Source organism: Providencia sp. (assembly GCF_052096715.1).
Classification (GTDB): domain Bacteria; phylum Pseudomonadota; class Gammaproteobacteria; order Enterobacterales; family Enterobacteriaceae; genus Providencia.
This window is the reverse complement of record NZ_JBQDNB010000039.1, coordinates 1-24,713: the sequence shown is the minus strand read 5'-3', so window position 1 is coordinate 24,713 and position 24,713 is coordinate 1. Positions and strand designations below refer to the sequence as shown.

Annotated in this window: 25 protein-coding genes; 16 read left to right on the top strand and 9 right to left on the bottom strand. The window is 40.5% G+C overall.

The features are described 5' to 3' along the window. Positions 1-229 precede the first annotated feature (229 nt). Positions 230-1,198 carry an arabinose-5-phosphate isomerase KdsD gene (gene kdsD / locus ACTH6U_RS20040; RefSeq protein WP_441832994.1) on the bottom strand — a complete coding sequence of 323 codons (969 nt, stop codon included), beginning with the start codon at positions 1,196-1,198 and terminating at the stop codon, positions 230-232. A gap of 547 nt (positions 1,199-1,745) precedes the next feature. On the opposite strand from kdsD, the gene mlaF reads away from it, so the two are divergent. The 7 genes from mlaF (at position 1,746) to murA (ending at position 6,504) form a co-directional block, all read left to right on the top strand. Beyond that, positions 1,746-2,549, top strand: coding sequence for a phospholipid ABC transporter ATP-binding protein MlaF (gene mlaF / locus ACTH6U_RS20035; protein ID WP_441832993.1), 804 nt, complete (start codon positions 1,746-1,748; stop codon positions 2,547-2,549). Positions 2,550-2,555: 6 nt separating this feature from the next. Next, entirely contained in the window at positions 2,556-3,338 is a 783-nt protein-coding gene (gene mlaE / locus ACTH6U_RS20030) for a lipid asymmetry maintenance ABC transporter permease subunit MlaE (protein WP_294106520.1), read from the top strand. A gap of 3 nt (positions 3,339-3,341) precedes the next feature. Then, complete coding sequence (mlaD, locus tag ACTH6U_RS20025) at positions 3,342-3,839, top strand: outer membrane lipid asymmetry maintenance protein MlaD (protein WP_336430234.1); 498 nt, start codon at positions 3,342-3,344, stop codon at positions 3,837-3,839. 35 nt (positions 3,840-3,874) lie between these two features. After that, on the top strand, positions 3,875-4,504 hold the full coding sequence (mlaC, locus tag ACTH6U_RS20020) for a phospholipid-binding protein MlaC (RefSeq protein ID WP_294106524.1): 630 nt from the start codon (positions 3,875-3,877) through the stop codon (positions 4,502-4,504). Position 4,505: 1 nt separating this feature from the next. Then, positions 4,506-4,796, top strand: coding sequence for a lipid asymmetry maintenance protein MlaB (gene mlaB, locus ACTH6U_RS20015; RefSeq protein ID WP_294106526.1), 291 nt, complete (start codon positions 4,506-4,508; stop codon positions 4,794-4,796). A gap of 138 nt (positions 4,797-4,934) precedes the next feature. Beyond that, positions 4,935-5,189: a BolA family iron metabolism protein IbaG gene (ibaG, locus tag ACTH6U_RS20010; RefSeq protein WP_336430241.1), complete on the top strand. Its 255-nt coding sequence runs from the start codon at positions 4,935-4,937 to the stop codon at positions 5,187-5,189. 52 nt (positions 5,190-5,241) lie between these two features. Then, positions 5,242-6,504 carry a UDP-N-acetylglucosamine 1-carboxyvinyltransferase gene (gene murA / locus ACTH6U_RS20005; RefSeq protein WP_294106533.1) on the top strand — a complete coding sequence of 421 codons (1,263 nt, stop codon included), beginning with the start codon at positions 5,242-5,244 and terminating at the stop codon, positions 6,502-6,504. 132 nt (positions 6,505-6,636) lie between these two features. Here murA and degS read toward each other — a convergent pair whose 3' ends face one another. The 3 genes from degS to zapG form a co-directional block, all read right to left on the bottom strand. Further along, a complete protein-coding gene (gene degS, locus ACTH6U_RS20000; protein WP_294106535.1) occupies positions 6,637-7,701 on the bottom strand; it encodes an outer membrane-stress sensor serine endopeptidase DegS in 1,065 nt (354 codons plus the stop codon). A 164-nt stretch (positions 7,702-7,865) separates the two neighbouring features. Continuing rightward, positions 7,866-9,260: a Do family serine endopeptidase gene (locus tag ACTH6U_RS19995; RefSeq protein ID WP_294106955.1), complete on the bottom strand. Its 1,395-nt coding sequence runs from the start codon at positions 9,258-9,260 to the stop codon at positions 7,866-7,868. Positions 9,261-9,643: 383 nt separating this feature from the next. After that, positions 9,644-10,048: a Z-ring associated protein ZapG gene (gene zapG, locus ACTH6U_RS19990; protein ID WP_294106538.1), complete on the bottom strand. Its 405-nt coding sequence runs from the start codon at positions 10,046-10,048 to the stop codon at positions 9,644-9,646. 400 nt (positions 10,049-10,448) lie between these two features. Between zapG and zapE the strand changes: the two genes are divergently transcribed. The 5 genes from zapE (at position 10,449) to sspB (ending at position 14,447) form a co-directional block, all read left to right on the top strand. Next, a complete protein-coding gene (gene zapE, locus ACTH6U_RS19985; protein WP_294106542.1) occupies positions 10,449-11,582 on the top strand; it encodes a cell division protein ZapE in 1,134 nt (377 codons plus the stop codon). Between the two features lie 279 nt (positions 11,583-11,861). After that, entirely contained in the window at positions 11,862-12,290 is a 429-nt protein-coding gene (gene rplM, locus ACTH6U_RS19980) for a 50S ribosomal protein L13 (protein ID WP_294106545.1), read from the top strand. Between the two features lie 15 nt (positions 12,291-12,305). Next, a complete protein-coding gene (gene rpsI / locus ACTH6U_RS19975) occupies positions 12,306-12,698 on the top strand; it encodes a 30S ribosomal protein S9 (protein WP_294106548.1) in 393 nt (130 codons plus the stop codon). Between the two features lie 585 nt (positions 12,699-13,283). Beyond that, positions 13,284-13,925 carry a stringent starvation protein SspA gene (gene sspA / locus ACTH6U_RS19970; RefSeq protein ID WP_294106551.1) on the top strand — a complete coding sequence of 214 codons (642 nt, stop codon included), beginning with the start codon at positions 13,284-13,286 and terminating at the stop codon, positions 13,923-13,925. A gap of 15 nt (positions 13,926-13,940) precedes the next feature. Continuing rightward, positions 13,941-14,447 carry a ClpXP protease specificity-enhancing factor gene (gene sspB / locus ACTH6U_RS19965; RefSeq protein ID WP_294106556.1) on the top strand — a complete coding sequence of 169 codons (507 nt, stop codon included), beginning with the start codon at positions 13,941-13,943 and terminating at the stop codon, positions 14,445-14,447. A gap of 125 nt (positions 14,448-14,572) precedes the next feature. On the opposite strand, the gene ACTH6U_RS19960 is transcribed toward sspB, so the two are convergent. Then, positions 14,573-15,979, bottom strand: a complete 1,407-nt coding sequence (locus tag ACTH6U_RS19960) for an FAD-dependent oxidoreductase (RefSeq protein WP_441832992.1) — start codon at positions 15,977-15,979, stop codon at positions 14,573-14,575. A gap of 199 nt (positions 15,980-16,178) precedes the next feature. Between ACTH6U_RS19960 and arcB the strand changes: the two genes are divergently transcribed. From arcB to mtgA, 3 genes are all read left to right on the top strand, one after another. Then, on the top strand, positions 16,179-18,524 hold the full coding sequence (arcB, locus tag ACTH6U_RS19955; RefSeq protein ID WP_294106562.1) for an aerobic respiration two-component sensor histidine kinase ArcB: 2,346 nt from the start codon (positions 16,179-16,181) through the stop codon (positions 18,522-18,524). A 233-nt stretch (positions 18,525-18,757) separates the two neighbouring features. Beyond that, positions 18,758-19,408, top strand: a complete 651-nt coding sequence (gene elbB / locus ACTH6U_RS19950) for an isoprenoid biosynthesis glyoxalase ElbB (protein WP_434719897.1) — start codon at positions 18,758-18,760, stop codon at positions 19,406-19,408. Between the two features lie 7 nt (positions 19,409-19,415). Then, positions 19,416-20,138, top strand: coding sequence for a monofunctional biosynthetic peptidoglycan transglycosylase (mtgA, locus tag ACTH6U_RS19945; RefSeq protein ID WP_336430260.1), 723 nt, complete (start codon positions 19,416-19,418; stop codon positions 20,136-20,138). 63 nt (positions 20,139-20,201) lie between these two features. Here the strand turns inward: mtgA and dolP are convergent, their stop codons facing one another. Genes dolP through ACTH6U_RS19925 form a run of 4 tightly spaced genes read right to left on the bottom strand, consistent with a single transcriptional unit; the run spans position 20,202 to position 23,551 of the window. Further along, entirely contained in the window at positions 20,202-20,777 is a 576-nt protein-coding gene (gene dolP, locus ACTH6U_RS19940) for a division/outer membrane stress-associated lipid-binding lipoprotein (RefSeq protein ID WP_294106565.1), read from the bottom strand. A gap of 9 nt (positions 20,778-20,786) precedes the next feature. Further along, positions 20,787-21,377: a DnaA initiator-associating protein DiaA gene (gene diaA / locus ACTH6U_RS19935; protein ID WP_294106568.1), complete on the bottom strand. Its 591-nt coding sequence runs from the start codon at positions 21,375-21,377 to the stop codon at positions 20,787-20,789. A 38-nt stretch (positions 21,378-21,415) separates the two neighbouring features. Continuing rightward, positions 21,416-21,796, bottom strand: a complete 381-nt coding sequence (locus ACTH6U_RS19930; protein WP_294106957.1) for a YraN family protein — start codon at positions 21,794-21,796, stop codon at positions 21,416-21,418. A gap of 48 nt (positions 21,797-21,844) precedes the next feature. Continuing rightward, a complete protein-coding gene (locus ACTH6U_RS19925; protein WP_441829641.1) occupies positions 21,845-23,551 on the bottom strand; it encodes a penicillin-binding protein activator in 1,707 nt (568 codons plus the stop codon). A 61-nt stretch (positions 23,552-23,612) separates the two neighbouring features. On the opposite strand from ACTH6U_RS19925, the gene rsmI reads away from it, so the two are divergent. Then, complete coding sequence (rsmI, locus tag ACTH6U_RS19920; RefSeq protein WP_441832991.1) at positions 23,613-24,485, top strand: 16S rRNA (cytidine(1402)-2'-O)-methyltransferase; 873 nt, start codon at positions 23,613-23,615, stop codon at positions 24,483-24,485. Positions 24,486-24,713: the final 228 nt, after the last annotated feature.

Below are 24,713 nucleotides of genomic sequence, written 5' to 3'. Positions count from 1 at the left end.
TTTAATACTCGTCATACTTTGCATTACAGCGTTGTTGGTTTCATTCAGCTACCCAAGTCGCATACTTTTGTATGCTTCTTGGGATATCTTTGCTTGCCGCCTAGCTGTAACACAAATTATTTAGAGTATATGGCTAATTTTTGCATTACAGCGTTGTTGGCTGCACTCAGTTATCATGAATAGAGCAATACAATAAATATTTATATTAGGCTTAATGTCATTATGCTAATTACACAACTCCAGCTTGGAGTAGGTCATGCATATGCAGTACACCGACCAATTTATTGTTTTCAGCAACCAATAAAGAGGTAACATGTTTGGATTGCATCAGATTTAGCGCTTCAACGGCTAGCATGCTGGGGGCGATTTTAATACCACCTGGGGTCATCAAGTCAGCAATTTTAGCATTATTTAGGTCAACGCCCATATCAAAGATACGGCGTAAATCTCCATCAGTAAAAATGCCTTCAATATTCATATTGTCATCGCAAATAACCGTCATACCTAATTTTTTACGCGTAATTTCAACGAGTGCTTCGCGTAGAGTTGCTGTTTTTGCAATGTAAGGTATATCTTCACCCGTGCTCATTAAATCACGAACGAGAAGTAAAAGTTTGCGTCCGAGTGCGCCACCCGGATGAGAAAGCGCGAAATCATCAGCCGTAAAACCACGAGCGGTGAGTAAGGCTATCGCTAAAGCATCACCCATGACGAGTGTCGCAGTGGTGCTTGTCGTTGGTGCCAATCCGAGTGGACAAGCCTCTTGTAACACCTTAATGCACAGGTGAACATCTGCATATTTACCCATATTACTTTCAGGGTTATTGGTCATGCAAATCAAGGGAACTTTAATACGTTTTAAGACTGGCAGTAAGGCCAGAATTTCACCAGACTCGCCGGAGTTAGATATCGCTAATACAATATCTTTATTTGTTATCATGCCGAGATCGCCATGGCTCGCCTCTCCCGGATGAACAAAAAATGACGGTGTTCCTGTACTGGCAAATGTTGCTGCAATTTTTCTACCTATGTGTCCCGATTTCCCCATTCCCATAACAACAACTTTTCCTTGGCAGGCAAATATTTGCTGACAAGCACGGTCAAAATCATTATTGATATATTGTTCGAGGTTGTTAAGGCCTTCGCGTTCGATATGGAGAACATCTTTACCTACTTGCTGAAAATCGAAGTTTGACATTTCTAGTTCCATGGGTAGCTTTTTAATTAATCGGATGAGCAAAATAGGATTGTATAACGAATACTTAGTATCAGTAAGTATTTTGTCTGCTAAGCTATCTTTAATGATATTTTCGAGCTTAAACGTTATTTTATTGTGAGTTAAAGAGGCTGTTAATCAGATAAATGTTATTTTATTAGCACCTAGAACCAAAAATCCTTTGATAAATTCGCGTATTCTCAATAAATAACCAAATAAGTGACAATAAACGCTATCTGTTGTTTTTACTTATAAATATAAGTTGATAATGAAGGTGTTTAACGGTTCTTTGTCTCTTTCATTTATATAAAATACGGTTGTAATATTAAAAAGTATATTCCAAACGTTATAATACGGTACGAGAAATCAAGATAATATATAAAACCTAGTTAAAACGACTAGGATATAAACGAACATCAACTATAAGTTAAATTTAGGCGTGATATTAGACGATTTTCGGTTTGTTTTTCTGTAAGATTCAAACTTACGAAAGATAAAATTAAACGCGATACGACGAGTTATCAGATAAATGCAAGCACAAACAGACAACTTAATTGAAGTACGAGATATGTCGTTTACTCGTGGTAATAGGCAAATATTTGAAAATATTAACCTATCGGTACCGCGTGGTAAAATTACGGCAATCATGGGGCCATCAGGAATTGGCAAAACCACATTGCTGCGTCTTATAGGTGGCCAGCTGCGTCCAAGCAAGGGCGAAATATGGTTTGATGGCGATAACATTCCTGCGCTATCACGCTCGAAGCTTTATCAGTCACGTAGAAAAATGAGCATGCTTTTTCAATCAGGCGCACTTTTTACGGATATGGATGTATTTAATAATGTCGCTTTTCCATTGCGTGAGCATACTGATTTACCGGAATCATTGATTCACACAACCGTAATGATGAAATTAGAAGCCGTGGGTTTACGTGGCGCAGCAAAACTGATGCCTTCTGAATTATCAGGTGGGATGGCGCGTCGTGCGGCTCTAGCGAGAGCTATCGCACTCGACCCTGATTTGATCATGTTCGATGAGCCATTTGTTGGACAAGACCCAATTACGATGGGCATTTTAGTTAAACTTATCGATGAATTAAACCAAGCTTTAGGTGTGACCTGTGTTGTCGTTTCCCATGATGTTCCTGAGGTACTGAGTATTGCTGATGAAGCCTATATTGTGGCCCAGCAACACGTTATTGCGAAGGGGACTGGGGATGAGTTACGTAATAACCAAGATCCTCGAGTGAGGCAATTCTTGGATGGTATCGCAGATGGTCCTGTTCCATTCCGTTTTCCCGCCAATGATTATCTGGCTGATTTATTAGGGTAAAATAAAATGATAATAAAGGCGATTGCTGCCTTCGGACATCGATGGATTGATATTTTTTCAGCTTTTGGCCGAGCTGGTTATATGTTATTCCGTTCACTGTTTGGCAAGCCTGAGATAAAAAAACAGTGGCCGTTGTTGATGAAGCAACTCTATGCTGTCGGCGTACAATCTTTGTTGATTATCGCTGTTTCTGGATTGTTTATCGGCATGGTTTTAGGCCTACAAGGCTACTTGGTGCTCACAACATTTAGCGCAGAAGCGAGCCTTGGTATGATGGTAGCGTTATCGCTATTACGTGAACTGGGCCCAGTGGTGACTGCTTTACTGTTTGCAGGGCGAGCGGGTTCAGCGTTGACCGCAGAAATTGGATTGATGAAAGCGACTGAACAGATTTCTAGCCTTGAAATGATGGCAGTTGATCCCTTAAGGCGTGTTATTGCACCAAGGTTTTGGGCGGGCTTTATTAGCATGCCATTGTTATCACTAATATTTGTGGCTGTAGGTATTTTAGGCGGTGCAATAGTTGGTGTGGATTGGAAAGGCATTGATGAGGGTTATTTTTGGGCATCAATGCAGTCTTCTATTGATTGGCGATTGGATTTAGTCAACTGTGTTATCAAAAGCTTAGTTTTCGCCTTTACGGTAACTTGGATAGCACTATTTAATGGTTATGATGCGGTGCCGACCTCTGAGGGGATTAGCCAAGCAACCACTAGAACGGTTGTTCATGCATCATTATCGGTTCTAGGATTAGATTTCATACTTACAGCTCTGATGTTCGGGAACTAAGTCATGCAAAGTAAAAAAAGTGAAATATGGGTAGGTTGTTTTATGTTGCTGGCGATAGCCGCAATTATCTTTTTATGTTTAAAAGTCGCTGATCTGAAATCGATTGGTAGCCAACCGACTTATCAAGTATCAGCTTCTTTTGAAAATATTGGTGGGCTAAAAGAAGGGTCTCCTGTGAAAGTTGGGGGTGTCGTCGTTGGTCGAGTTTCGAGTATTGTGTTAAATAAAGACAACTATGTGCCTGATGTCAAAATTGATTTGTTACGTGAGTACGACAATATTCCTGATTCGAGCTCACTTTCGATTAGAACATCGGGCTTATTGGGCGAACAATATATTGCGATGAATATTGGCCCTTCAGGCGAAGAATTAGGTATTGCCACCTTAAAAGATGGCGGTCGTCTAGAAGATACTAAACCTGCAATGGTGTTAGAAGATTTAATCGGACAGTTTTTGTATAAAAGTGGCGATAGCCAAGGCTCAGAACCTGCATCACATTGATTTGATGTTCCCTATGGACACTAAAGGAATGAATTATGTTTAAACGTTTAATGATGGTTGCAATGTTGGTTATTGCGCCTTTTGCAATGGCAATTGATCAAACGAACCCTTATAAATTAATGGATGAAGCTGCCGATAAAACTTTTACTCGCTTAAAAGTAGAGCAAGCTAAAATTAAGCAAGATCCTGACTATTTAAGGACGATTGTTCGTGAAGAGTTACTGCCTTATGTGCAAATAAAATATGCGGGCGCTTTAGTGTTAGGGACGTACTATAAAGGCGCTACGCCTGCACAGCGAGATGCTTATTTCAATGCTTTTGAAAATTATCTAGAGCAAGGATATGGTCAAGCACTTGCCATGTACCATGGTCAAACTTATGAGATTGCGCCAGAACAGCCACTTGGTGATAAAAATATCGTTGCTATCCGTGTGACGATCACCGATAACAATGGTCGCCCACCTGTTCGTCTTGATTTCCAATGGCGTAAAAATAGTAAAACCGGTTACTGGCAAGCATATGACATGATTGCCGAAGGCATCAGTATGATCACGACCAAACAAAATGAGTGGGGTGATATCCTTCGTAAGCAAGGTATTGATGGCTTGACCAAACAGCTAGAAATTAGCGCTAAAACACCGATTACTTTAGAAGAGAGCAAGTAGTATGAGTCAGCGATTAGCATGGGAGCAAACTGAGACAACTTTGTTTTTATCGGGGACACTCGATAGAGATTCATTACTCTCGTTTTGGGATAAAAGGCAACCATTGCTAAATAGCATTGAAAAAATTGATGTTTCTGGCTTAGTGCATGTGGATTCCACTGGACTTGCGATGCTCGTTCGCCTTAAAGGTGAAATTGTCGAGAAATCACAAAGTGTAAATATTATTGGCGTTAGCGATAACTTAAATACATTGATTGAACTTTACGGTGTCAAAGCTTTGCTTTTAAATTAAGTCAATTTATGTAAAAAATAGCGCCTCTGCGTATATTTATGCGTCAGAGGCGTTTTCTTTGGTTTAAGAGTTCAGCGGGATGCTTTAGGATAGATGTCTATATAACCCTGTCACGAATAATCATAAAATTGAGTCATTATGGAAATCAACGAAATTAAGCAAGTACTGATGGATAAGTTATCTTTAGATGATGCTATCGTCACTGGCGATGGTAGCCATTTTCAGGTTATTGCCATTGGTGCTATGTTCGACGGCATGAGCCGTGTTAAACAACAGCAAGCTGTCTATGCACCCTTGATGGAATATATTGCAGATAATCGCATTCATGCGCTTTCAATCAAAGCTTATACGCCAGCTCAATGGGAACGTGATCGCAAGTTAAATGGTTTTTGATCTTAAAAATCAAGCGAACAGTATATAAAATTCGACACACGAGAATACTTGAATGGATAAGTTTTTAGTTAAAGGGCCAACTCGGCTTGAAGGTGAGGTGACCATATCTGGCGCAAAAAATGCGGCATTACCAATCCTGTTCGCTGCGCTACTGGCAGAAGAACCTGTAGAAATACAGAATGTTCCTCATCTTAGAGACATCGATACAACGATTAAATTACTTAATCAGCTAGGCACTAAAGTTGAGCGTAATGGCTCCGTGTATGTTGATGCACGTAACGTAACAAATACTTGTGCGCCTTATGATCTAGTGAAAACCATGCGTGCTTCGATTTGGGCATTAGCGCCATTGGTTGCACGTTTTGGTCACGGTGAAGTTTCTTTACCGGGGGGCTGCGCTATCGGTGCGCGTCCTGTTGATCTACATATCTCAGGCTTAGAGCAGCTTGGTGCTAACATCGTACTTGAAGATGGTTATGTTAAAGCAACGGTTAATGGACGCTTAAAAGGCGCTTGTATTGTGATGGACAAAGTGAGCGTAGGTGCTACTGTGACTATCATGACAGCAGCAACGCTTGCTGAAGGTACTACGACGATTGAGAACGCGGCTCGCGAACCTGAAATTGAAGACACTGCTAATTTCTTAAATACGCTAGGTGCAAAAATTACAGGTGCGGGCACAGATCGTATCGTGATTGAAGGTGTTGAGCGTTTAGGCGGCGGTACTTACCGTGTATTGCCTGATCGTATTGAAACAGGCACGTTCTTAATTGCTGCAGCAGTATCAAAAGGAAAAGTAATTTGTCGTAATGCTTGCCCTGATACCTTAGACGCTGTTTTGGCTAAATTGCGAGAGGCCGGCGCTAAGATAGAAACAGGTGAAGATTGGATTAGTTTAGATATGGAAGGTAAACGCCCTAAAGCTGTTACTTTACGTACTGCGCCACATCCAGGTTTTCCGACAGACATGCAAGCGCAATTTAGCTTGTTGAATTTAGTTGCTGAAGGTGCAGGTATGATAACGGAAACTATTTTTGAAAACCGTTTCATGCATATTCCTGAACTTATCCGCATGGGTGCTCACGCTGAAATTGAAAGTAATACTGTGCTTTGCCATGGTGTTGAAAAGCTGACAAGTGCGCAAGTGATGGCGACAGACTTACGCGCATCTGCAAGTCTAGTGATTGCGGGTTGTATTGCTGAAGGCACAACAACAGTAGATCGTATTTATCATATTGATCGTGGATATGAACATATTGAAGATAAACTGCGTGGTTTAGGTGCAGATATTCAACGTGTGCATTCCGAAGACTAATTGAATCTGTGTCGCGAACTGAGTTGTATTATTTCGTTGTGATATAACACGATGTAATAATGTGGTCGCACAGTAAGAATAGATAAAAAGGTTGTTCAATCAGTAAGTTGAACAACCTTTTTTAATTGAATATTAACCCGCTTGTCCGTCAGGGATCTCTTCAATAACGACATCAATATTTTTGATGTCCCCTTCACGTAACACTTGAACTGATACTTTGCTGCCTGGGCGTATTTCGGCAACAAGATCCATTGTTTCAGCGGCAGAGATAGCTGGTTTTCCATCTACAGAAAGAATAATGTCGCCTTGGACAATACCAGATTTGTCGGCAGGGCCATTCGGTGAGACTTGGAAAACACGTAAGCCTTGTATTTGACTTATATTGTTATTATTAGACCTGATTTGAGGTAATTCACGAGCTGTGATACCAATATAACCACGAATAACGCGACCATCACGGATAAGTTTTTCCATGATTTTAGTGGCGAGTGCGGTAGGGATAGCAAAGCTTAAACCCTCCGAGTTTACGCCTTGCCCTGCTGTAAACGATAGCGTGTTAATACCGACTAATTCACCTTCTGTATTAATTAATGCGCCACCTGAATTTCCTGAGTTAATTGAAGCATCTGTTTGTAGAAAATTTTGTCTGCGAGTGGAGCTAAGGCCGACACGGCCAGTCGCACTAATGATCCCTTGAGTCACTGTCTGGCCAATATTATAAGGATTACCAATAGCGAGAACGACATCACCTACATGGGTAATTCGTTGGGTATTAATTGGGATAACAGGCAGATTTTCAGCTTCAATTTTCAGAACAGCAAGATCTGTCAAGGTATCTGACCCAACAAGAAGTGCATCAAAAATAGCGCCATCTTGTAGAGCCACTAAGATTTGGTCTGGATTATCCACCACGTGTTTATTGGTGATGATATAGCCGTTGGGGCCCATAATGACTCCAGAACCGAGAGATTTGAGTTCGCGGCCTGATTGGGAAAAACTGCCTTTAGAGCTACTGTAGACGTAGACAACAGCAGGGGCAGCACGGCGCACGGCTTTATTATAACTGATAGGTTCACTATTGGTCTTACCATAAAGTAAGTCTTCTAGGCCTTGAGGGCGCAATGAAGGTACCGCAACGATGATAATCAAGGCGGCGAGTAGTCCTAGCATGGCTGACAATAATAGTTTTTTAACCATATCAGTTTTTAATCATATGTGTTTGCTAAACATATTCGTCTTTTACTTTAGAATATCGAATATTAAGCTATTTTAGGTAAGTGTCTTGAGCATAACATAAAAAAACAGGTACAGCAGAGAGATACTGTACCTGTTTTATTGGTTTCAGAACGATTTTTGACGAATTAGTTTCTCATCAACAAATATAAGGTTTCACCATCACGTAAAACTTTCATGGCAAGTACCGGCGGTTTTGCGTCGATGATCTTGCGAAATTGGTCGATAGTTTCAACACGTGAATCATTCACACCAAAAATTAAATCGCCTTTGACTAAGCCAATTGCAGCTGCGGGGGATTTCGGTGCAACGCTATCAACTTGAACACCTTTGGTGTTACTGACGGTAGCATTCGAAATTGTCGCCCCAAGTAGTGATTCACTTAGTTTTTCTGCTTTGGTCGTTTCACCTTCGTCGTTAACTAAAACCACTTTAACATCCATTGGCTTACCTGAACGGATTAGGCCAAGTGTGATTTCTTTACCGACTTCGCTAGTCCCAATTTTAGCTCTTAATTCAGCGAAACTATTGATTCGTTTGCCATCAACAGAAACTAAAACGTCACCCGATTTAATACCTGCTTTTGCCGCTGAAGATTTTGGCAATACTTCACTTACAAATGCACCGCGTTGAGCATCGATGTTAAAGGCTTTTGCGATATCAGAGGTCATTTCAGCCCCTTTAATACCGAGAATGCCGCGTTTAACTTCTCCGTGCTTAATTAATTGTTCACTCAGGTTTTTAGCCATGTTACTTGGAATGGCGAAACCAATACCGATATTGCCGCCACCTGGGGCTAAAATAGCAGTATTAATACCAATTAATTCACCATTTAAGTTAACCAACGCACCGCCTGAGTTACCACGGTTGATTGATGCATCTGTTTGAATAAAGTTTTCAAGGCCTTCCAGATTTAATCCGCTACGACCTAAAGCAGAAATAATCCCTGATGTTGCTGTTTGGCCTAACCCAAATGGATTACCTACAGCGACAGCAAAATCACCAACACGCAGTTTGTCTGAATCCGCCATACTGACTGCGGTTAGATTTTTAATATCTTTTGCATTTGAAATTTTCAGTAATGCGATATCTGTTTGTGAATCTTTACCGATAAGTTTTACATCAATTTCACGCCCATCGTTGAGCTGAATTTGAATTTTATCTGCACCATCAATAACGTGATTGTTGGTTAAAATATAACCTTGTTGTGCATCAATAATAACCCCAGAACCGAGACCTTCAAATGGGCGAACGCTTTGTTGTTGCTGTGGTGCATTCGGGCCAAAGAAGAATTTAAGTTCTTCAGGAATTTGTTGATTCTGTACACGAGTACCAGAAACATGAATATTGACGACAGCAGGCAGTACTTTTTCAAGCATAGGTGCCAAACTTGGCATATTTTGGCTTTGTGCAGTTGCGGGTAATGTCGCAGGTAATGCCGCGCTACTGATCGCAGGGATCGTTGACAGGCTTAGCCCTAGGCTCATTGCAACAGCAGTAAGAAAGAAATTTTTTCTTTTCATCATTCCGTAGATTCTCTCAAGAATAGAATATTAATAAATAGTGTATGCAACTAAGTTATTGCCACTAGGAGCCGAGACATTGGCTGGTATCATATTTAATTTTACTGATGACTATGACCACAGATTATGCGCAAAAGTTCCCTGAACAGATAGGCTCTATCCATTCTTTTACATCTATTTACATGTTATTTAAGTGAAACTTTAACTTCTATACAGTATTGAAATAAATCAAAATATTTAAGACGAAAGGATATTTTGTTCAATGTTGTTTATTGATGAATTTATAGAATAAGGCTCGGGTGATTGGGTTGAATTGAGGTGTTTTTATCAAAATTACCAGTAAGCGTTGGTTTAACAACCTTACTGGTGATTTGAAATGGATATTATTTTTCTTTTTCTTCTACTGGACGAAATAAACCCGATGCGCCCTCAGAATAATCCCTTGGTGGCATTTTAACAGGAGCTTGATCATTATCCGCTTCCGATTCCGTTAAACGGTAATTAAATGGGTTATCTTGTGCCGGCATATCAGGCATTAGTTCAGAAGAGCTTTGCGCCATATGCTTATACAGCTGGCGGTAATCCCGTGCCATATTATCGAGTAACTCTGCGCTGCGAGCAAAATGGCCGACGAGTTCTTTACGGTATTCTTCTAGTTCAGTGCTTTTCTTGTCTAACTCAGCTTGCGCTGTTTTTTGTTGACGAAGTTTTGGATTGCCATAACGAACAACCAATGCGCCGATAATAAAACCAACAACTAATCCTATTAGTGCATACTCCCAAGTCATGCTAACTCCTTAATTTACTTCAATGTTCGCAGATATTAAGTTTAGCTACCCTAATGATACCTTAACACTATATCTTGAAATTATACCTTAAAACTATACCTCAGATAAATCAAAGTTGCATGTAGGCTTCAAGTAAAGCTATCTCATTGAGTATCATATATAAAGTATGTGACTTAGAGCACAAATTAATGTCATCAATGTAACGGATGCTATACAACTTAATAGAGGGCAGGAATACATCAGTTAATAATGAAAGAGTGGAATGTTAAGGTAAATTTCCTTACTCTATATTTATTCGTTAACCGCAAGTTAAATGATAACTGACCCTGTTTATAGTAAGGTCAGTGTATATCATATAACGGTAAAAAAGCCGAAAAAATTTTTAAGGATTATTCAGTTAATGTCCTCGATGTCTCCTACAATTCGTTATCAACAGGCTCTGGCGGATGGGAATTACCAGCCGGATGAAGTACAAAAGCAAGCTGTAGAGCGCTTAGATAAAATCTATCAGCAACTAATTAATCGATCGCCGCAGTGCACACATAATGATAAACCGTTAAATATCAAACAACGTTTTGGACGTTTACTCGGTAAAAATCAAGCTAAAACCTGTGATCCTGTACAAGGCCTATATATGTGGGGTGGGGTGGGGCGTGGTAAGACCTGGCTGATGGATATGTTTTATGAAAGCTTGCCTGGTGATAGGAAATTACGTTTGCATTTTCATCGATTTATGAAGAAAGTGCAGGAAGATTTAATGGCGCTACAAGGCCAAGAGAATCCATTAGATATTATTGCTGATGAATTTAAAAAACAGACAGATATTCTGTGTTTTGATGAGTTTTTTGTTTCAGATATTACCGATGCGATGATTTTGGGTACTCTTCTTGAAGGGCTATTTGCGCGAGGGATTTCTTTGGTCGCGACTTCAAATATCATCCCTGATGACCTGTATCGTAATGGTCTTCAGCGCGCGCGTTTTTTACCTGCAATTGAACAAATTAAACAATATTGTGATGTTATGAATGTGGATGCTGGTATTGATTATCGTCTGCGTACATTAACTCAAGCTCACCTGTTCTTATCACCAATAAATAATGAAACTCGCCAGCATCTTAATGAGGTATTCGTTAAGTTAGCAGGGAAATTGGGTAAACCGAATCCAATACTCGAAGTGAATCATCGTAAAATGCAGGCAATTAATGCGACTGAAGGCGTACTGGCTATCAGCTTCAAAACTTTGTGCGAAGAACCTCGCAGTCCAAATGATTACATCTACCTGTCGAATTGTTATCACACGGTACTTTTATATGATGTTCCGATTATGGGCACAAGTGAAGAGAACTCATCTCGCCGATTTATTGCATTAATTGATGAGTTTTATGAGCGTAAGGTTAAATTAATTATCAATGCTCAAGCGCCAATGGAATCGCTTTATCAAGGTCAACTATTAGCGTTTGAATATCAGCGTTGTCTTTCTCGTTTACAAGAAATGCAAAGTGAGGAATACCTAAAAATACCTCACCTCGCCTAGCTTTAGGCCGGAAATACAGGCAGTTAAAATTGAAATAACATGAATTATTGTTTTAAACGTAAAATAAAATGCATTTGGGGTCGATTTTTGTCGCTGAGTTCTCTATAATCTTGCGACCCCACGTTACAGCATTGTTTTTTATTTCCCAAAAAATAATGCATTAATGCCAGCTAGGCTGCTCGAAGGGGTAGGTTTGCTGGACAAGCGTCGCGTGAACCTCGGAAAGCTTATGAACATGAGTGTTCACCAACATGTAACTTTAATATTGGGTAAGTTTTAATGAAAACTTTTACAGCTAAACCAGAGACCGTAAAACGTGACTGGTACGTTGTTGATGCAGATGGCAAAACTTTAGGCCGTCTTGCAACAGAAATTGCTAGCCGTTTACGCGGTAAGCATAAAGCGGAATACACGCCGCACGTAGATACTGGTGATTACATCATCGTTCTGAATGCGGAAAAAGTTGCTGTTACCGGCAATAAACGCGAAGATAAAATCTACTATCGCCATACAGGCCATGTAGGTGGACTTAAGCAAGCGACTTTCGAAGAAATGATTGCTCGCAGTCCTGAGCGTGTGATTGAAATCGCGGTTAAAGGCATGTTGCCAAAAGGGCCTCTGGGTCGTGCAATGTACCGTAAACTGAAAGTTTACGCAGGTAATGAGCACAACCACGCGGCACAACAACCGCAAGTTCTTGACATTTAATCGGGATTATAAGCAATGGCTGAAAATCAATACTACGGCACTGGTCGCCGCAAAAGCTCATCTGCTCGTGTCTTTATTAAGCCGGGTAGCGGTAACATCACAATCAATCAACGTACTCTAGAACAATACTTTGGTCGCGAAACTGCGCGCATGGTAGTTCGTCAGCCGTTAGAATTGGTTGAAATGTTAGAAAAATTTGACCTATACATCACTGTTAAAGGTGGTGGTATTTCTGGTCAAGCAGGCGCAATCCGTCACGGTATTACTCGTGCACTGATGTCTTATGATGAGACTCTTCGTTCTGATCTGCGTAAAGCTGGTTTTGTTACTCGTGATGCGCGTTCTGTTGAACGTAAGAAAGTGGGTCTGCGTAAAGCACGTCGTCGTCCACAGTTCTCTAAACGTTAATTTATTGCCCATTGGGCATGAAATTGATGATAAAGCCCGCCTTTTTGGCGGGTTTTTTATTTATATCAAGTAAATACATATCTAGTATAAGTAGTAATGAATTGAGCTAATTGATTGTTGATAGCGAGTTTAAATCATCTCACCTATGAATTTTTGATGAATATAAAAGATAATTATTTTAAATTCTGAGCGTACTTATTTATTTTAAAATTTAAAATAATTTTCTCAGTGTGATTTTAACGTTTTATTTATAAAAATAAACAATATCCATGGAGTTAACTTCAGGGTTTTTGTGCTTATTTTTTGTTTGTTTTTGGTTTTATCTGTCGATATTGCTAATTGTATTCTTCATTATTAAAATTAAGTTATGCTTTTTCCACTATTGTCCCCCTAAGTTGTTCAAAATCTGTTAGAATATGTGCCTGTTTTTTTATTTCATTATTTCTCGCTTTATTATTGCGAGAGGGTTGCGCTGACTTTTGTTATGGATAATTGAAAGTATAGTGCAGGGGATTTTAAAATGGGTAATGGGTAATTAAATAATTTAATTACTGTTTCGTCCATTTTTGTAATTTGGAGGTTTTAATGGCTGTTGCTCCTAATAAACGTTCGGTAATGACATTATTCTCAAGCCCAACCGATATCTTTTGTCATCAAGTCCGTATTGTACTGGCTGAGAAAGGTGTTAGCGTTGAAGTTGAAAATGTCGAACCAGGTCATCTGCCTCAAGATCTTATCGATTTGAACCCGTACCAGAGCGTTCCGACACTTGTTGACCGCGATCTCACTCTGTATGACCCACTCATTATCATGGAATACCTTGATGAGCGTTTTCCTCATCCACCATTAATGCCAGTTTACCCTGTTGCGCGTGGTACTAGCCGTCAGCTAATGAACCGCATTGAAAATGACTGGTATTCATTGATGTATAAAATTGAGAAGGGTAACGCGCAGGAAGCTGCTAGTGCTCGTAATCAATTAGCTGAAGAACTGCTTGCAGTTTCTCCTGTATTTGCTGAAAAAGCATTCTTTATGAGTGATGAGTTTAGTTTAGTCGATTGCTATTTAGCACCGTTGCTGTGGCGTTTACCTGTATTAGGCATTCAAATCGACCCTAAACCAAGCAATAAGCATCTACAGGTGTATATGCAAAAGGTATTCGCACGTGATGCATTCTTAGCTTCCTTGACTGAATTAGAGCGTGAAATGCGCCCTATGACCCGATAAGTGAGATAAGACACAATGACTGAGATGACACCAATGACACCACGTCGCCCTTATCTGTTACGTGCGCACTATCAGTGGTTGCTCGATAACGATATGACTCCGCATTTGGTGGTTGATGTCACCGTACCTGATATTAACGTTCCGATGGAATTTGCCCGTGATGGACAAATTGTATTAAACGTTGCTCCTCGTGCAGTGGGTAACTTTGAAATTACCAACGAAAATGTCAGTTTTAATGCGCGCTTTGGGGGAATTCCACGCCAGGTTTATGTACCAATGGCGGCCATAATGGCTGTTTATGCACGTGAAAATGGCGCGGGTATGATGTTTGAACCTGAAGCGGCTTACGAAACTGAATTATCATCTGTATCTGAAATATTTGAAGATGAATTGACAGATAAAATTTCTTTGGTTCATGACACTGAAATGACAAATGAAGCACAAGAAAATGAACACGTTTCACCTGATGATGAGCCACCACGTCCGCCAAAAGGTCGTCCTGCACTTCGAGTTGTTAAATAACGTTTTATTAAATAACACGTTGTTAATAAAGCTTAAATAGGTAGCGAGTCACATTGTGTACTTGATAAAAACAGAGGTATCTTGCCTCTGTTTTTTTATTTTCAGCAATAAGATATAAATGGCAGTTAAATCCCTAAAAAAAGTAAAATCCCTTCTGCGGCATTTCGTCCATCAGCAATTGCAGTGACTACTAAATCTGATCCTCGAATTGCATCGCCCCCTGCAAATATCTTTTGATGTGTTGTTTGATAAGGAAAGGTTGTGTTACGACTGGCGATAATGTGTCCCTGAGTATCAAATTGTACTATTTGATTTTTTAGCCAAGGCATAGGGTGGGGCATAAAGCCAAAAGCCATAATAATCGCATCAGCTGCAATGAAAAAATCTGAATTATCAATAACATTGATTATATGTTGGTCATTGATGCTATCACTCGGTTGAGTACGAACTACATTAATGCCACTGACTTGCGCGTGTTGGTCGATTTCAATATGCGTCACTTGCGAATTAAAATAAAATTGTACGCCTTCTTCTTGTGCATTAGCGACTTCTCGAGGGGAACCTGGTAGGCTATTTTTATCACGGCGATAAACGCAAGAAACGTGCTGGGCGCCTTGACGAATAGCGCTACGAGCACAATCCATTGCCGTATCACCACCACCTAAGACAACAACTCGTTTGCCTTGTAGATTAATATAGGGTGCTTGAGGTATTTCGTTGCACCCCATTAATTGGCGTGTGTTTGCCATTAAAAAAGGCAGTGCGTCATGTACGCCCTGAGCGTCCTCATTGGGGATTTGTCCGCAAATGGCTTGATAAACTCCAGTCCCTATAAATATGGCGTCATAGTCATGAACAAGTTTATCAAAACAAATATCTTTGCCGACTTCAGTATTTAAACAAAACTCAATCCCCATTTCGGTGAAAATTTCCCGTCTGTGAATCATAACGTGTTTTTCGAGTTTAAATTCAGGGATACCAAACGTGAGTAATCCGCCAATTTCGGGATGGCTATCAAATACAGTTGTATTGACGCCATTACGGGTAAGTACATCAGCACAAGCAAGACCTGCGGGACCAGCTCCAACAATAGCGACACGTTTATTAGTTCGTTTTATATGCGAAACGTCAGGCCGCCAGCCGAGTTCAAACGCGGTATCATTGATATAGCGTTCGATATGACCAATTGTTACGGCGCCAAAATCATCATTGAGCACACACGCTGCTTCACATAACCTATCTTGCGGGCAAACTCGGCCGCATACTTCAGGTAAGCTATTCGTATGATGAGAAAGTTCCGCAGCTTCAATTATACGACCTTCAGCCGCTAGTTTTAGCCAACTAGGTATAGGATTATGAAGTGGACACTTCCATTCACAGTAAGGGCTGCCACAAGAAAGACAGCGTTTTGCCTGTGCTTGTACCTCAATAGCGTTGATCGGCTCATAAATTTCGATAAATTCTATTTTTCGAATATTAAGTGCTTTTTTCGGAGGATCAACACGTTGTAGGTTGAACGGTGGTAGCTTCATTCTATTCCTTACTGTGCTTGCATACTCTTATATTATCGGTAAGTCGTACGAACAAAAGCCTATTGTCATTTATCAAGGTTAAAAAATAAAGATTGAATGAGCCGGATCGATATTTCGTATTAATAAACATCCGAAAATGTCTGGTTTGATATATGATTTAAATAGAATTTAACTCAGTAGTGGTTATAAAGGGGTGGTTATGAAAGTACTTCGAGGTCTTGCGCAGTATTATGTTGACCTGATGATGAAGCTCGGCCTGGTTCGATTTTCTTTGTTACTTGCATCGGCATTAGTTGTACTTGCCATGATCATGCAAATGGCAGTCACTATCGTACTGCGGGGGCAGGTTGATAGTCTTGATATGGTCGGATCTATTTTCTTTGGGCTGATAATCACGCCATTAGCAGTCTATTTTTTGTCCATTGTGGTTGAGCAGCTCGAAGAATCACGCCAACGTTTATCGCGTATGGTTGATAAATTGGAAGTCATGAGAATACGTGATGCTGAACTAAATATACAACTGCAAGGAAATATCGAACAACTCAATTTAGAGATTGAAGAGCGAGAAAAAGTAGAAAAAGCGCATCTAGAATTACTTGAACAATTAAAACAAGAAATGACGTACCGTGAGCAAACAAAGATTGAGCTCGAACAGCAATCGGTTTTACTTCGTTCATTTCTTGATGCTTCCCCTGACCTTGTTTACTACCGTAATGAGAATAATGAATTTTCTGGCTGTAATCGTGCCATGGAACTTCTCACGGGCAAGAGCGAAAAACATCTCGTGGGGTTAACACCTTTAGATATTTATGACGCTGAAATTGCCTCTAAAGTAATGGAAACCGACGAAAAAGTATTCCGTCATAATGTGTCATTAACTTATGAGCAATGGCTTGTCTATCCAGATGGACGTAAAGCGTGCTTTGAATTACGTAAAGTCCCTTTTTATGACCGTGTAGGAAAACGACATGGGTTAATGGGCTTTGGTCGCGATATAACCGAGCGTAAGCGTTATCAGGAAGCATTAGAGAATGCGAGCAGGGATAAGACTACCTTTATTTCAACGATCAGCCACGAGCTTCGTACGCCGCTTAATGGCATTGTAGGATTAAGTCGGATTTTATTGGATACAGAACTCAGTGCAGAGCAATCGAGTTATTTAAAAACTATTCATGTCAGTGCTATTACGTTAGGTAATATTTTTAATGACGTGATTGAAATGGATAAAATTGAGCGCCGTAAAGTTCAGCTCGATAATCAGCCTATCACATTGTCTGAGTTTGTTACTGATTTAGAAAATCTAAGTGGGTTATTGGTTCAGCCTAAAGGGCTTAAATTTGTCATGGATGTGGCTCCCGCGTTACCTAAAAAAATCCTGACAGATGGCACAAGGCTACGCCAAGTATTATGGAACCTCATTGGTAATGCGGTCAAATTTACTCAGCAGGGTGAAGTTAAACTGAGTATCTGGCGTGAAGCGGACGATAAACTATTTTTCAGGGTGCAAGATAGCGGTATTGGTATTCCTCAAGATGAGCTAGATAAAATCTTTGCCATGTATTACCAAGTGAAAGACTCGGCAGGCGGTAGATCCGCAACTGGAACAGGGATTGGGCTTTCTGTATCGCGTCGGTTAGCACAAAATATGGGCGGAGATATTCTAGTTGAAAGTCAGGTAGGACAAGGTTCTACATTCACATTGTCAATAATTGCCCCCGTGGTTGAAGAAGACATTGTGGAACAACTCGACAGTGACGATGATTATCCATTACCCGCGTTGCATATTTTATTAGTCGAGGATATCGAGCTTAATGTGGTTGTAGCCTGTTCTGTACTTGAGAAGCTAGGTAATACCGTTGATGTCGCAATGAACGGTAAGGATGCGTTAGCGATGTTCTCACCGGGAGAATACGACCTACTGTTACTTGATATTCAATTACCAGACATGACTGGTTTAGATATTTCACGCAAACTTAAACAGCAATATCACAAAGACGATTTACCGCCACTTATTGCACTGACTGCCAATGTGTTGAAAGATAAAAAAGAATATTTTGATGCTGGCATGGATGGGGTTCTTAGTAAGCCATTATCAGTACCTGCATTAACTCAGATTATTGAGCAATTCTGGGGTGAAAATACAACTCAAGATGAAAACGAGCCCGACAATGTTATGAGCGCTGATATTCATGATGCCATCTTAGATTGCGATATGCTTGAGCAATATCTTGATCTTGTTGGGCCTAAATTAATTTATGACGGATTGGACGTGTTTGAAAAAATGCTGCCGGGGTATTTGGCTATTCTTGATTCGAATATGATTGCGAAAGACCAAAAAGGTATTGTTGAGGAAGGACATAAAATAAAAGGCGCGGCAGGGTCTATTGGTCTCAAGAATTTACAGAAAATAGCGCAGCAAATACAATCACCTGATTTACCAGCATGGTGGGATAACGTACAAGAGTGGATTGATGAATTAAAGCAGGATTGGCGATCAGATATAGAAACTTTGAGAAACTGGGTTGATGGACGTACAAAAAAATAACCCCAACCGAAGTTGGGGTGCGCGAATTTCTGCGCCAACACCAGGGAAATCGTTGATCTGCTTGTGGTTTTCATTCTTAGCAAATCATTAAATCATTTTCGTCGCTTAACAGAATAACATCAAGATACCAAAATTTTGCGAATCTGTTACAAGTATCATTAAAATCTGTGATGAAGATTGATGTTTGCTCGCTTAAGCGGCTAAGAGATAATTTACTACAAATGGAGGAAGATATGAAATCAATTGCGGTTATTTTAAGTGGATGCGGTGTTTTTGATGGAAGTGAGATCCATGAAACTGTGTTAACAATGCTTGCTTTGAGTAAAAGTAATGTAGAAATTCATTTTTTCGCGCCTGATGAAGCTCAATCAACTGTTATTAATCATATTAGTGGTGAGTTAAAAACAGAAAAACGTAATCAAATGGAAGAATCAGCACGTATTACACGTGGGAAAATAGCGGCTTTGTCTTCTGCGGATGCCTCTAAGCTAGATGCCCTTATTATTCCTGGTGGTTTTGGTGTCGCAAAAAACTTATGTGATTTCGCTGTGAAAGGAAGTGAATGTGAAATTAATAAAGATCTATTAAGTTTAGTACAACAAATGCATCAACAGAAAAAACCGCTAGGGCTGATGTGTATTGCTCCTGTGATGCTTCCTAGAATGTTAAATACATCAGTTGAACTAACAATTGGTAATGACAGTGAAACGATTGCTCAGATAATTAAAATGGGTGGGAAGCACATTGAATGTACCGTTGATAACATTGTGGTTGATGAAGCTAACAAAGTTGTTACAACGCCTGCCTATATGCTTGCACAATCAATTGCAGAGGCTAATACAGGGATTAGTAAACTCGTTGAGAAAGTATTGGAAATGGCGTGATGATTAAATGGTGATTATTGTTTCTCGATTGTGGTACTGGTTAAAGAAAGTCACAGTCTCATTACTTATCATCTGGCTTGGCACTGTTATTGCTTTTAAATATGTGCCAGTGCCATTTTCTGCTGTGATGGTTGAGCGGCAAGTATCTGCATGGCTAAACTTTAATTTTTCTTATGTTTCTCATTCTGATTGGGTTGATGAAAGTCACATTTCACCTTACCTTTATTTAGCTGTAATTGCCGCCGAAGATCAAAATTTCCCTCATCATTGGGGTTTTGATTTAAATGCGATTGAGCGCGCGTATGAGCACAATAAGAGCAAAAAACAAACAGTTAGAGGGGCGTCAACTATCTCACAACAGACGGTTAAAAACCTATGGTTATGGGATGGGAGAAGCTGGATAAGGAAAGGCTTTGAAACAGCAATGACGCCGGTAATGGAGCTTATGTGGTCTAAAACAAGAATATTAACGGTTTATCTTAATATTGTTGAGTTTGGTGATGGAGTTTTTGGGGTGGAAGAGGCTTCAAAAAAATTCTTTAAAAAGCCGGCTAGTAAGCTCACAATGGATGAAGCTGCACTATTAGCGGCAGTTCTACCAAATCCACACAGATATAGCGTAAAATCGCCATCTTCATATGTTTTAAAGCGGCAGGCATGGATACTTAACCAGATGCACTTATTAGGCGGTAAGAATTATCTTAAAAACAATCAAATCCGACCAGATTGAAATAAAAGCCATGATTTTTAGCTCATGGCTTTTATTTTTATACCGATATATTATCGTTTATGATTAATTGAGATAAGTAAAAGCGGTTGTGACTCGACGAACACCATCAGTTTCACTGGCTATTTTTGCAGCAGCATCGGCTTCTTGTCTTGTTAAAACACCTAATAAGAAAACTTCACCATTTTCAGTAATCACTTTTACGCTACCGGATTTAACACCATCACTCGCGAGAATTTTAGATTTTACTTTGGTGGTCAACCAAGTGTCTTTTGACGCGGTACCTAAATCAACCGGCGAGCCACTACGTACTTCGTTGTAAACTGAGGTTGTTCCCTCAACATTTGAGGCGATTTGTTTTGCGCGCTCAGCCCAAGCCATATCAGGACTTTGACCTGTGAGTAGAACATTACCTTTATAGGCAGTTGCAATAATACGCGCCTTACCCGTGATATCTTTATCTTTATTGAGTTGGCCACTAATACGCGCTTCTAAGGTGCCATCATCAACCTGTTGGCCAACACTGCGAGGGTCTGTGGCACTTTTAGTCGCAACAGCAGCAGAGCCTACAACCGCTGCACCAATACAGCCTTGTAAAAGAACAGTACTGAAAACTATGGCAAAAATAGGTATTAATCGCATTTTGTCTCCTTAATCATCCTGATGAGGGAAAAGAGTATTGTCTATCAGATCGCTAAGACAATTTACAGTAAGAAGATGAACTTCTTGAATTCGAACACTACGTTGTGAAGGTATCCGGATCTCAACATCTTGTGGACCTAATAATCCGGCGAGCTCTCCGCCGTCATAGCCGGTAAGTGCCACAATGGTCATATCACGAGTAACGGCAGCTTCAACAGCTTTAATTATATCAGCACTATTACCATGTGTTGAAATTGCCATTAAAACATCACCATGCTGTCCTAACGCTCTTACTTGCTTCGCGTAAACTTCAGCGGGTTGCTTGCTACCTGAAATGGCAGTGAGTAACGCGTTATCTGTGTTAAGTGCTAGTGCAGGGAGGCTTGGGCGTTCAGTTTCAAATCGGTGTATCATGCTAGTAGCAAAACGTTGTGCCGTTGCGGCTGATGCGCCATTACCACAACACAAAATTTTGTTGCCATTAAGTAACGATTGAACCATCATCATTGCTGCTCGAGAAATCGCATCAGGCAGCGCTTCAGCAGCTGCTATCTGAGTTTGAATACTCTCAGTAAAACAAACTTTTATTCTATCTAGCACTTCTTATTTCCTATGAGATAAACTAGGATTTACAAACCCTAACTATGGTTACTATCGTTAAAGGCATTTTGTATCCATTCAAATTGGTTGCCCGTAATTGCACAGATATCAAAACGACATGCGCTAGTCTCGAAACTTTCTTGTCTTTGGGCGAGCCAATACTTTGTTGCAGCTAATAATTTTCTGCGTTTATGCCAGTTTACTGATAAAAGCGCGTCACCGTAATCACAATTTTTGCGATAACGAACTTCGACGAAGATCCAGCCTGTTTCATTTCGCATGATAAGGTCGATTTCGCCGGCACGATTTCGGGCATTACGTTCGACAAAGGTTAACCCCTGCTGCTTTAGGAAGGCGAGAACTCGATTTTCATAGTATCTGCCAGTTAACCATGATAATGACTTTTTGATAGTTTGCATGACATCCTTGTCTGAAAAAATGGCAATCATCCTGATTGCTTGCATTATTTATTGTGCTAGCTTGACTTGGCCTTGCTTAAATTGCAACCAAGGCAATTCACGATAAACAACACAATTATCGGTAATGCTTAAAGTACCTGATGCACCTTGTACTCGGAATTGCTTGTTTTGTTGTAGTTTGTCGTAATTGTTAGCTAAAGACCAAGCATCAATACCCATGGCATATAAGCGAAACAGAGAATAATCATTGTTTAACTTTTGTTGAGCTTGTTTACGCAGATTGTTATTAGCACCGGCAAGTAATGGAATTTCACTGAATTTAACGCCATCCATTTCAAAACGATAATCAGCGCCTGAACTGGCTTGGTTACTACGGGAACTAGCATAAAGAGCAGGGCGTTGACGTGTACTGATTGCCATTTCAATCATAGGTTTAACTAGTGTGAGCTCATCTCGAGTTGCCACGATATAGACGGCATCAATAGCACCTGTTGCACTTTCTACGGGTTGTGAGATTGTTTGGCTATTTACGTTGACTGGTGTCCCCGTCATGCGAATACCCGCACCTCGGTTAATGGACTCTTTTAATGAAGCCACTGAGCCAAAAGATTGTGTTAAGACGGTTGAACCACCTTTGGCTTGCCATTCTTCTGCAAAGGCTTTTGCAATCCTTTCACCAAAAGGATTTGCAGGCACGAGAACTAAAGGCATTTGTTTGCCATCAGCTTTGATATGTGCGGCTGCATTTTTTGCTTCATCTTCAGGTGAAAGTGAGAAATAGCAAAGGTTAGGGCGTGGTTGTAATTGATTTGTATCGAGCTCATTGAGGGCTAACACGCTGATTGGTGCCCCCATTTGCGCAATAGTTTGCACATCTGATTTCAGTAACGGACCAACAACAAGGTTAAAGCCTTCATTTTTTGCTTGTTCAAGTAGCTGTGGCATCTGTTTGCCTGTGGTATCGAATACTTTAACACTTTGGGTATTTGTTGGCGCGCTGTCGATACGTAATGCAGAGGTCACGATATCTGAATCTGTATTGGTTTTTGGTTCACCTGTCGTTGCGGCGACTTCCGCATAGATTTGGTCTAGGACATCATTATCGCTATTTTGAACCGGTGATGACTGAGCGCTAGCCGATGAAATGGCGGCTTGAGGAAGGCCTTTTTGTGCATCCATAAATCCTTGCATTATCGCTTGACCAAAAACTTGCCCTTGTCCACTCATAGGTAGGAAGAGTGCAATTTTTGGTGCACCGCCGACGCGTGGTTGCATGGCTTGCACTAATTGACTCGGTGGTGTGGTTGCCGCAGGGTTTGCAGGGTAGCGTGTTTTCCAATCATTAAAACCCATTGTTAGGGCATCAGGAGAGTCTTGGTTATTTTGATAAATATCGAGTAGATCGACCCAGCCTGTTAAAATGTACTCTTCAGCACCAATTCCTTGAATCTGTTCTGGTGTCATTTGTGTTAACATCAACCACAAACTATTGATGTTTGCCTGACGCTCCGCAGAATTAGTCAGTAAAGGCTCTTGAGCAATATAAGCGCGCAATGCTTCCATTGATGGCTTACCTTGCGCAGCATCAATGATAGACTGATAATGGCTAATGTCTGAAGCACTCTGTTCAGGTGTTTTTGGTTTTGTCGGCGTGAACTGATCCGAGATGAGTTGGCAGCCTGACAACGCAAAAGTAAATAGCATTGCAGTGCAGATTAACCCTTTTTTCAAATGCAAAAAAATTGAAGGACGCATACAGTATCCAATGGTGTATTTTTCAATTGCTTAATTTTAAACCGGCTATTCGGATGAAACAATGAACCAACCTAATCAAGCAGTGGTTATGGCATCCACGCTGTATATTGTGCCAACCCCAATAGGAAATATGGGGGATATCACGCAACGCGCGTTGGATGTTCTTAAACATGTTGACCTTATTGCTGCAGAAGACACACGGCACTCGGGAATTCTATTACAGAATTTTGCGATTAATGCACGTATGTTTGCTTTGCATGATCATAATGAACAGCAAAAGGCAGATCAATTAATTAGCAGGCTTCAACAAGGTGATAGTATCGCATTAGTCTCTGATGCAGGTACACCTTTAATTAATGATCCAGGTTATCATTTAGTCAATCGTTGCCGTGAAGCTGGCATTCGAGTTGTTCCATTGCCTGGCGCTTGCGCTGCGATTACTGCGCTGTCAGCCGCAGGTTTACCTTCAGACCGTTTTTGTTATGAAGGTTTTTTACCGGCAAAGACAAAAGGCCGCAAAGATGTTTTACAGGCTCTCGAGCAAGAAACACGGACATTGATTTTTTATGAATCAACCCATCGTTTGTTAGATAGTTTAGCAGATATGGTGGAAGTCTGGGGACCAAATAGACATGTTGTTTTAGCTCGGGAAATTACCAAAACCTGGGAGTCAATTGAAGGCCGTCCAGTTGGTGAATTGCTTGCTTGGGTGAAAGAAGATAGTAATCGTCATCGTGGTGAAATGGTACTGATTGTTGAAGGTTATAAACAGCAAGATGATGATACAGAAATCACGCCAGATGTGATCCGCACTTTGAATTTGCTACAAAAAGAGTTACCCCCTAAAAAAGCAGCCGCTATCACAGCAGAAATTTATGGTTTGAAGAAAAATAAATTGTATAAATTGATGTTAGAGCAGCAAGAAGAAGCGTAATTTTTGCTCAATAGATAAACAGGTAAGCGGTTTGGTATAAATTGAGCACGCTAGAGTCTGTACAAGCGAAGGTAAAGTGCCTATAATCCGCTGCGGAGTTGGCTAGACAACCGCTGCTTTATCGTAGTCCTTTCGGGGGAGACGGATAGAGGGGAGGAAAGTCCGGGCTCCATAGGGCAGGGTGCCAGATAACGTCTGGGAGGCGCGAGCCTACGACAAGTGCAACAG

Excerpts from the sequence above, each read along its gene's own strand:
- mtgA (WP_336430260.1), top strand. The coding sequence starts at position 19,416 with ATGGTGATTATTGTTTCTCGATTGTGGTACTGGTTAAAGAAAGTCACA.
- rsmI (WP_441832991.1), top strand. The coding sequence starts at position 23,613 with ATGAACCAACCTAATCAAGCAGTGGTTATGGCATCCACGCTGTATATT.
- zapE (WP_294106542.1), top strand. The coding sequence starts at position 10,449 with ATGTCCTCGATGTCTCCTACAATTCGTTATCAACAGGCTCTGGCGGAT.
- degS (WP_294106535.1), bottom strand. The coding sequence starts at position 7,701 with ATGGTTAAAAAACTATTATTGTCAGCCATGCTAGGACTACTCGCCGCC.
- elbB (WP_434719897.1), top strand. The coding sequence starts at position 18,758 with ATGAAATCAATTGCGGTTATTTTAAGTGGATGCGGTGTTTTTGATGGA.
- mlaE (WP_294106520.1), top strand. The coding sequence starts at position 2,556 with ATGATAATAAAGGCGATTGCTGCCTTCGGACATCGATGGATTGATATT.
- ibaG (WP_336430241.1), top strand. The coding sequence starts at position 4,935 with ATGGAAATCAACGAAATTAAGCAAGTACTGATGGATAAGTTATCTTTA.
- zapG (WP_294106538.1), bottom strand. The coding sequence starts at position 10,048 with ATGACTTGGGAGTATGCACTAATAGGATTAGTTGTTGGTTTTATTATC.
- ACTH6U_RS19930 (WP_294106957.1), bottom strand. The coding sequence starts at position 21,796 with ATGCAAACTATCAAAAAGTCATTATCATGGTTAACTGGCAGATACTAT.
- rplM (WP_294106545.1), top strand. The coding sequence starts at position 11,862 with ATGAAAACTTTTACAGCTAAACCAGAGACCGTAAAACGTGACTGGTAC.
- mlaF (WP_441832993.1), top strand. The coding sequence starts at position 1,746 with ATGCAAGCACAAACAGACAACTTAATTGAAGTACGAGATATGTCGTTT.
- mlaD (WP_336430234.1), top strand. The coding sequence starts at position 3,342 with ATGCAAAGTAAAAAAAGTGAAATATGGGTAGGTTGTTTTATGTTGCTG.
- murA (WP_294106533.1), top strand. The coding sequence starts at position 5,242 with ATGGATAAGTTTTTAGTTAAAGGGCCAACTCGGCTTGAAGGTGAGGTG.
- arcB (WP_294106562.1), top strand. The coding sequence starts at position 16,179 with ATGAAAGTACTTCGAGGTCTTGCGCAGTATTATGTTGACCTGATGATG.
- mlaC (WP_294106524.1), top strand. The coding sequence starts at position 3,875 with ATGTTTAAACGTTTAATGATGGTTGCAATGTTGGTTATTGCGCCTTTT.
- mlaB (WP_294106526.1), top strand. The coding sequence starts at position 4,506 with ATGAGTCAGCGATTAGCATGGGAGCAAACTGAGACAACTTTGTTTTTA.
- kdsD (WP_441832994.1), bottom strand. The coding sequence starts at position 1,198 with ATGTCAAACTTCGATTTTCAGCAAGTAGGTAAAGATGTTCTCCATATC.
- ACTH6U_RS19925 (WP_441829641.1), bottom strand. The coding sequence starts at position 23,551 with ATGCGTCCTTCAATTTTTTTGCATTTGAAAAAAGGGTTAATCTGCACT.
- ACTH6U_RS19960 (WP_441832992.1), bottom strand. The coding sequence starts at position 15,979 with ATGAAGCTACCACCGTTCAACCTACAACGTGTTGATCCTCCGAAAAAA.
- sspB (WP_294106556.1), top strand. The coding sequence starts at position 13,941 with ATGACTGAGATGACACCAATGACACCACGTCGCCCTTATCTGTTACGT.
- sspA (WP_294106551.1), top strand. The coding sequence starts at position 13,284 with ATGGCTGTTGCTCCTAATAAACGTTCGGTAATGACATTATTCTCAAGC.
- rpsI (WP_294106548.1), top strand. The coding sequence starts at position 12,306 with ATGGCTGAAAATCAATACTACGGCACTGGTCGCCGCAAAAGCTCATCT.
- ACTH6U_RS19995 (WP_294106955.1), bottom strand. The coding sequence starts at position 9,260 with ATGAAAAGAAAAAATTTCTTTCTTACTGCTGTTGCAATGAGCCTAGGG.
- dolP (WP_294106565.1), bottom strand. The coding sequence starts at position 20,777 with ATGCGATTAATACCTATTTTTGCCATAGTTTTCAGTACTGTTCTTTTA.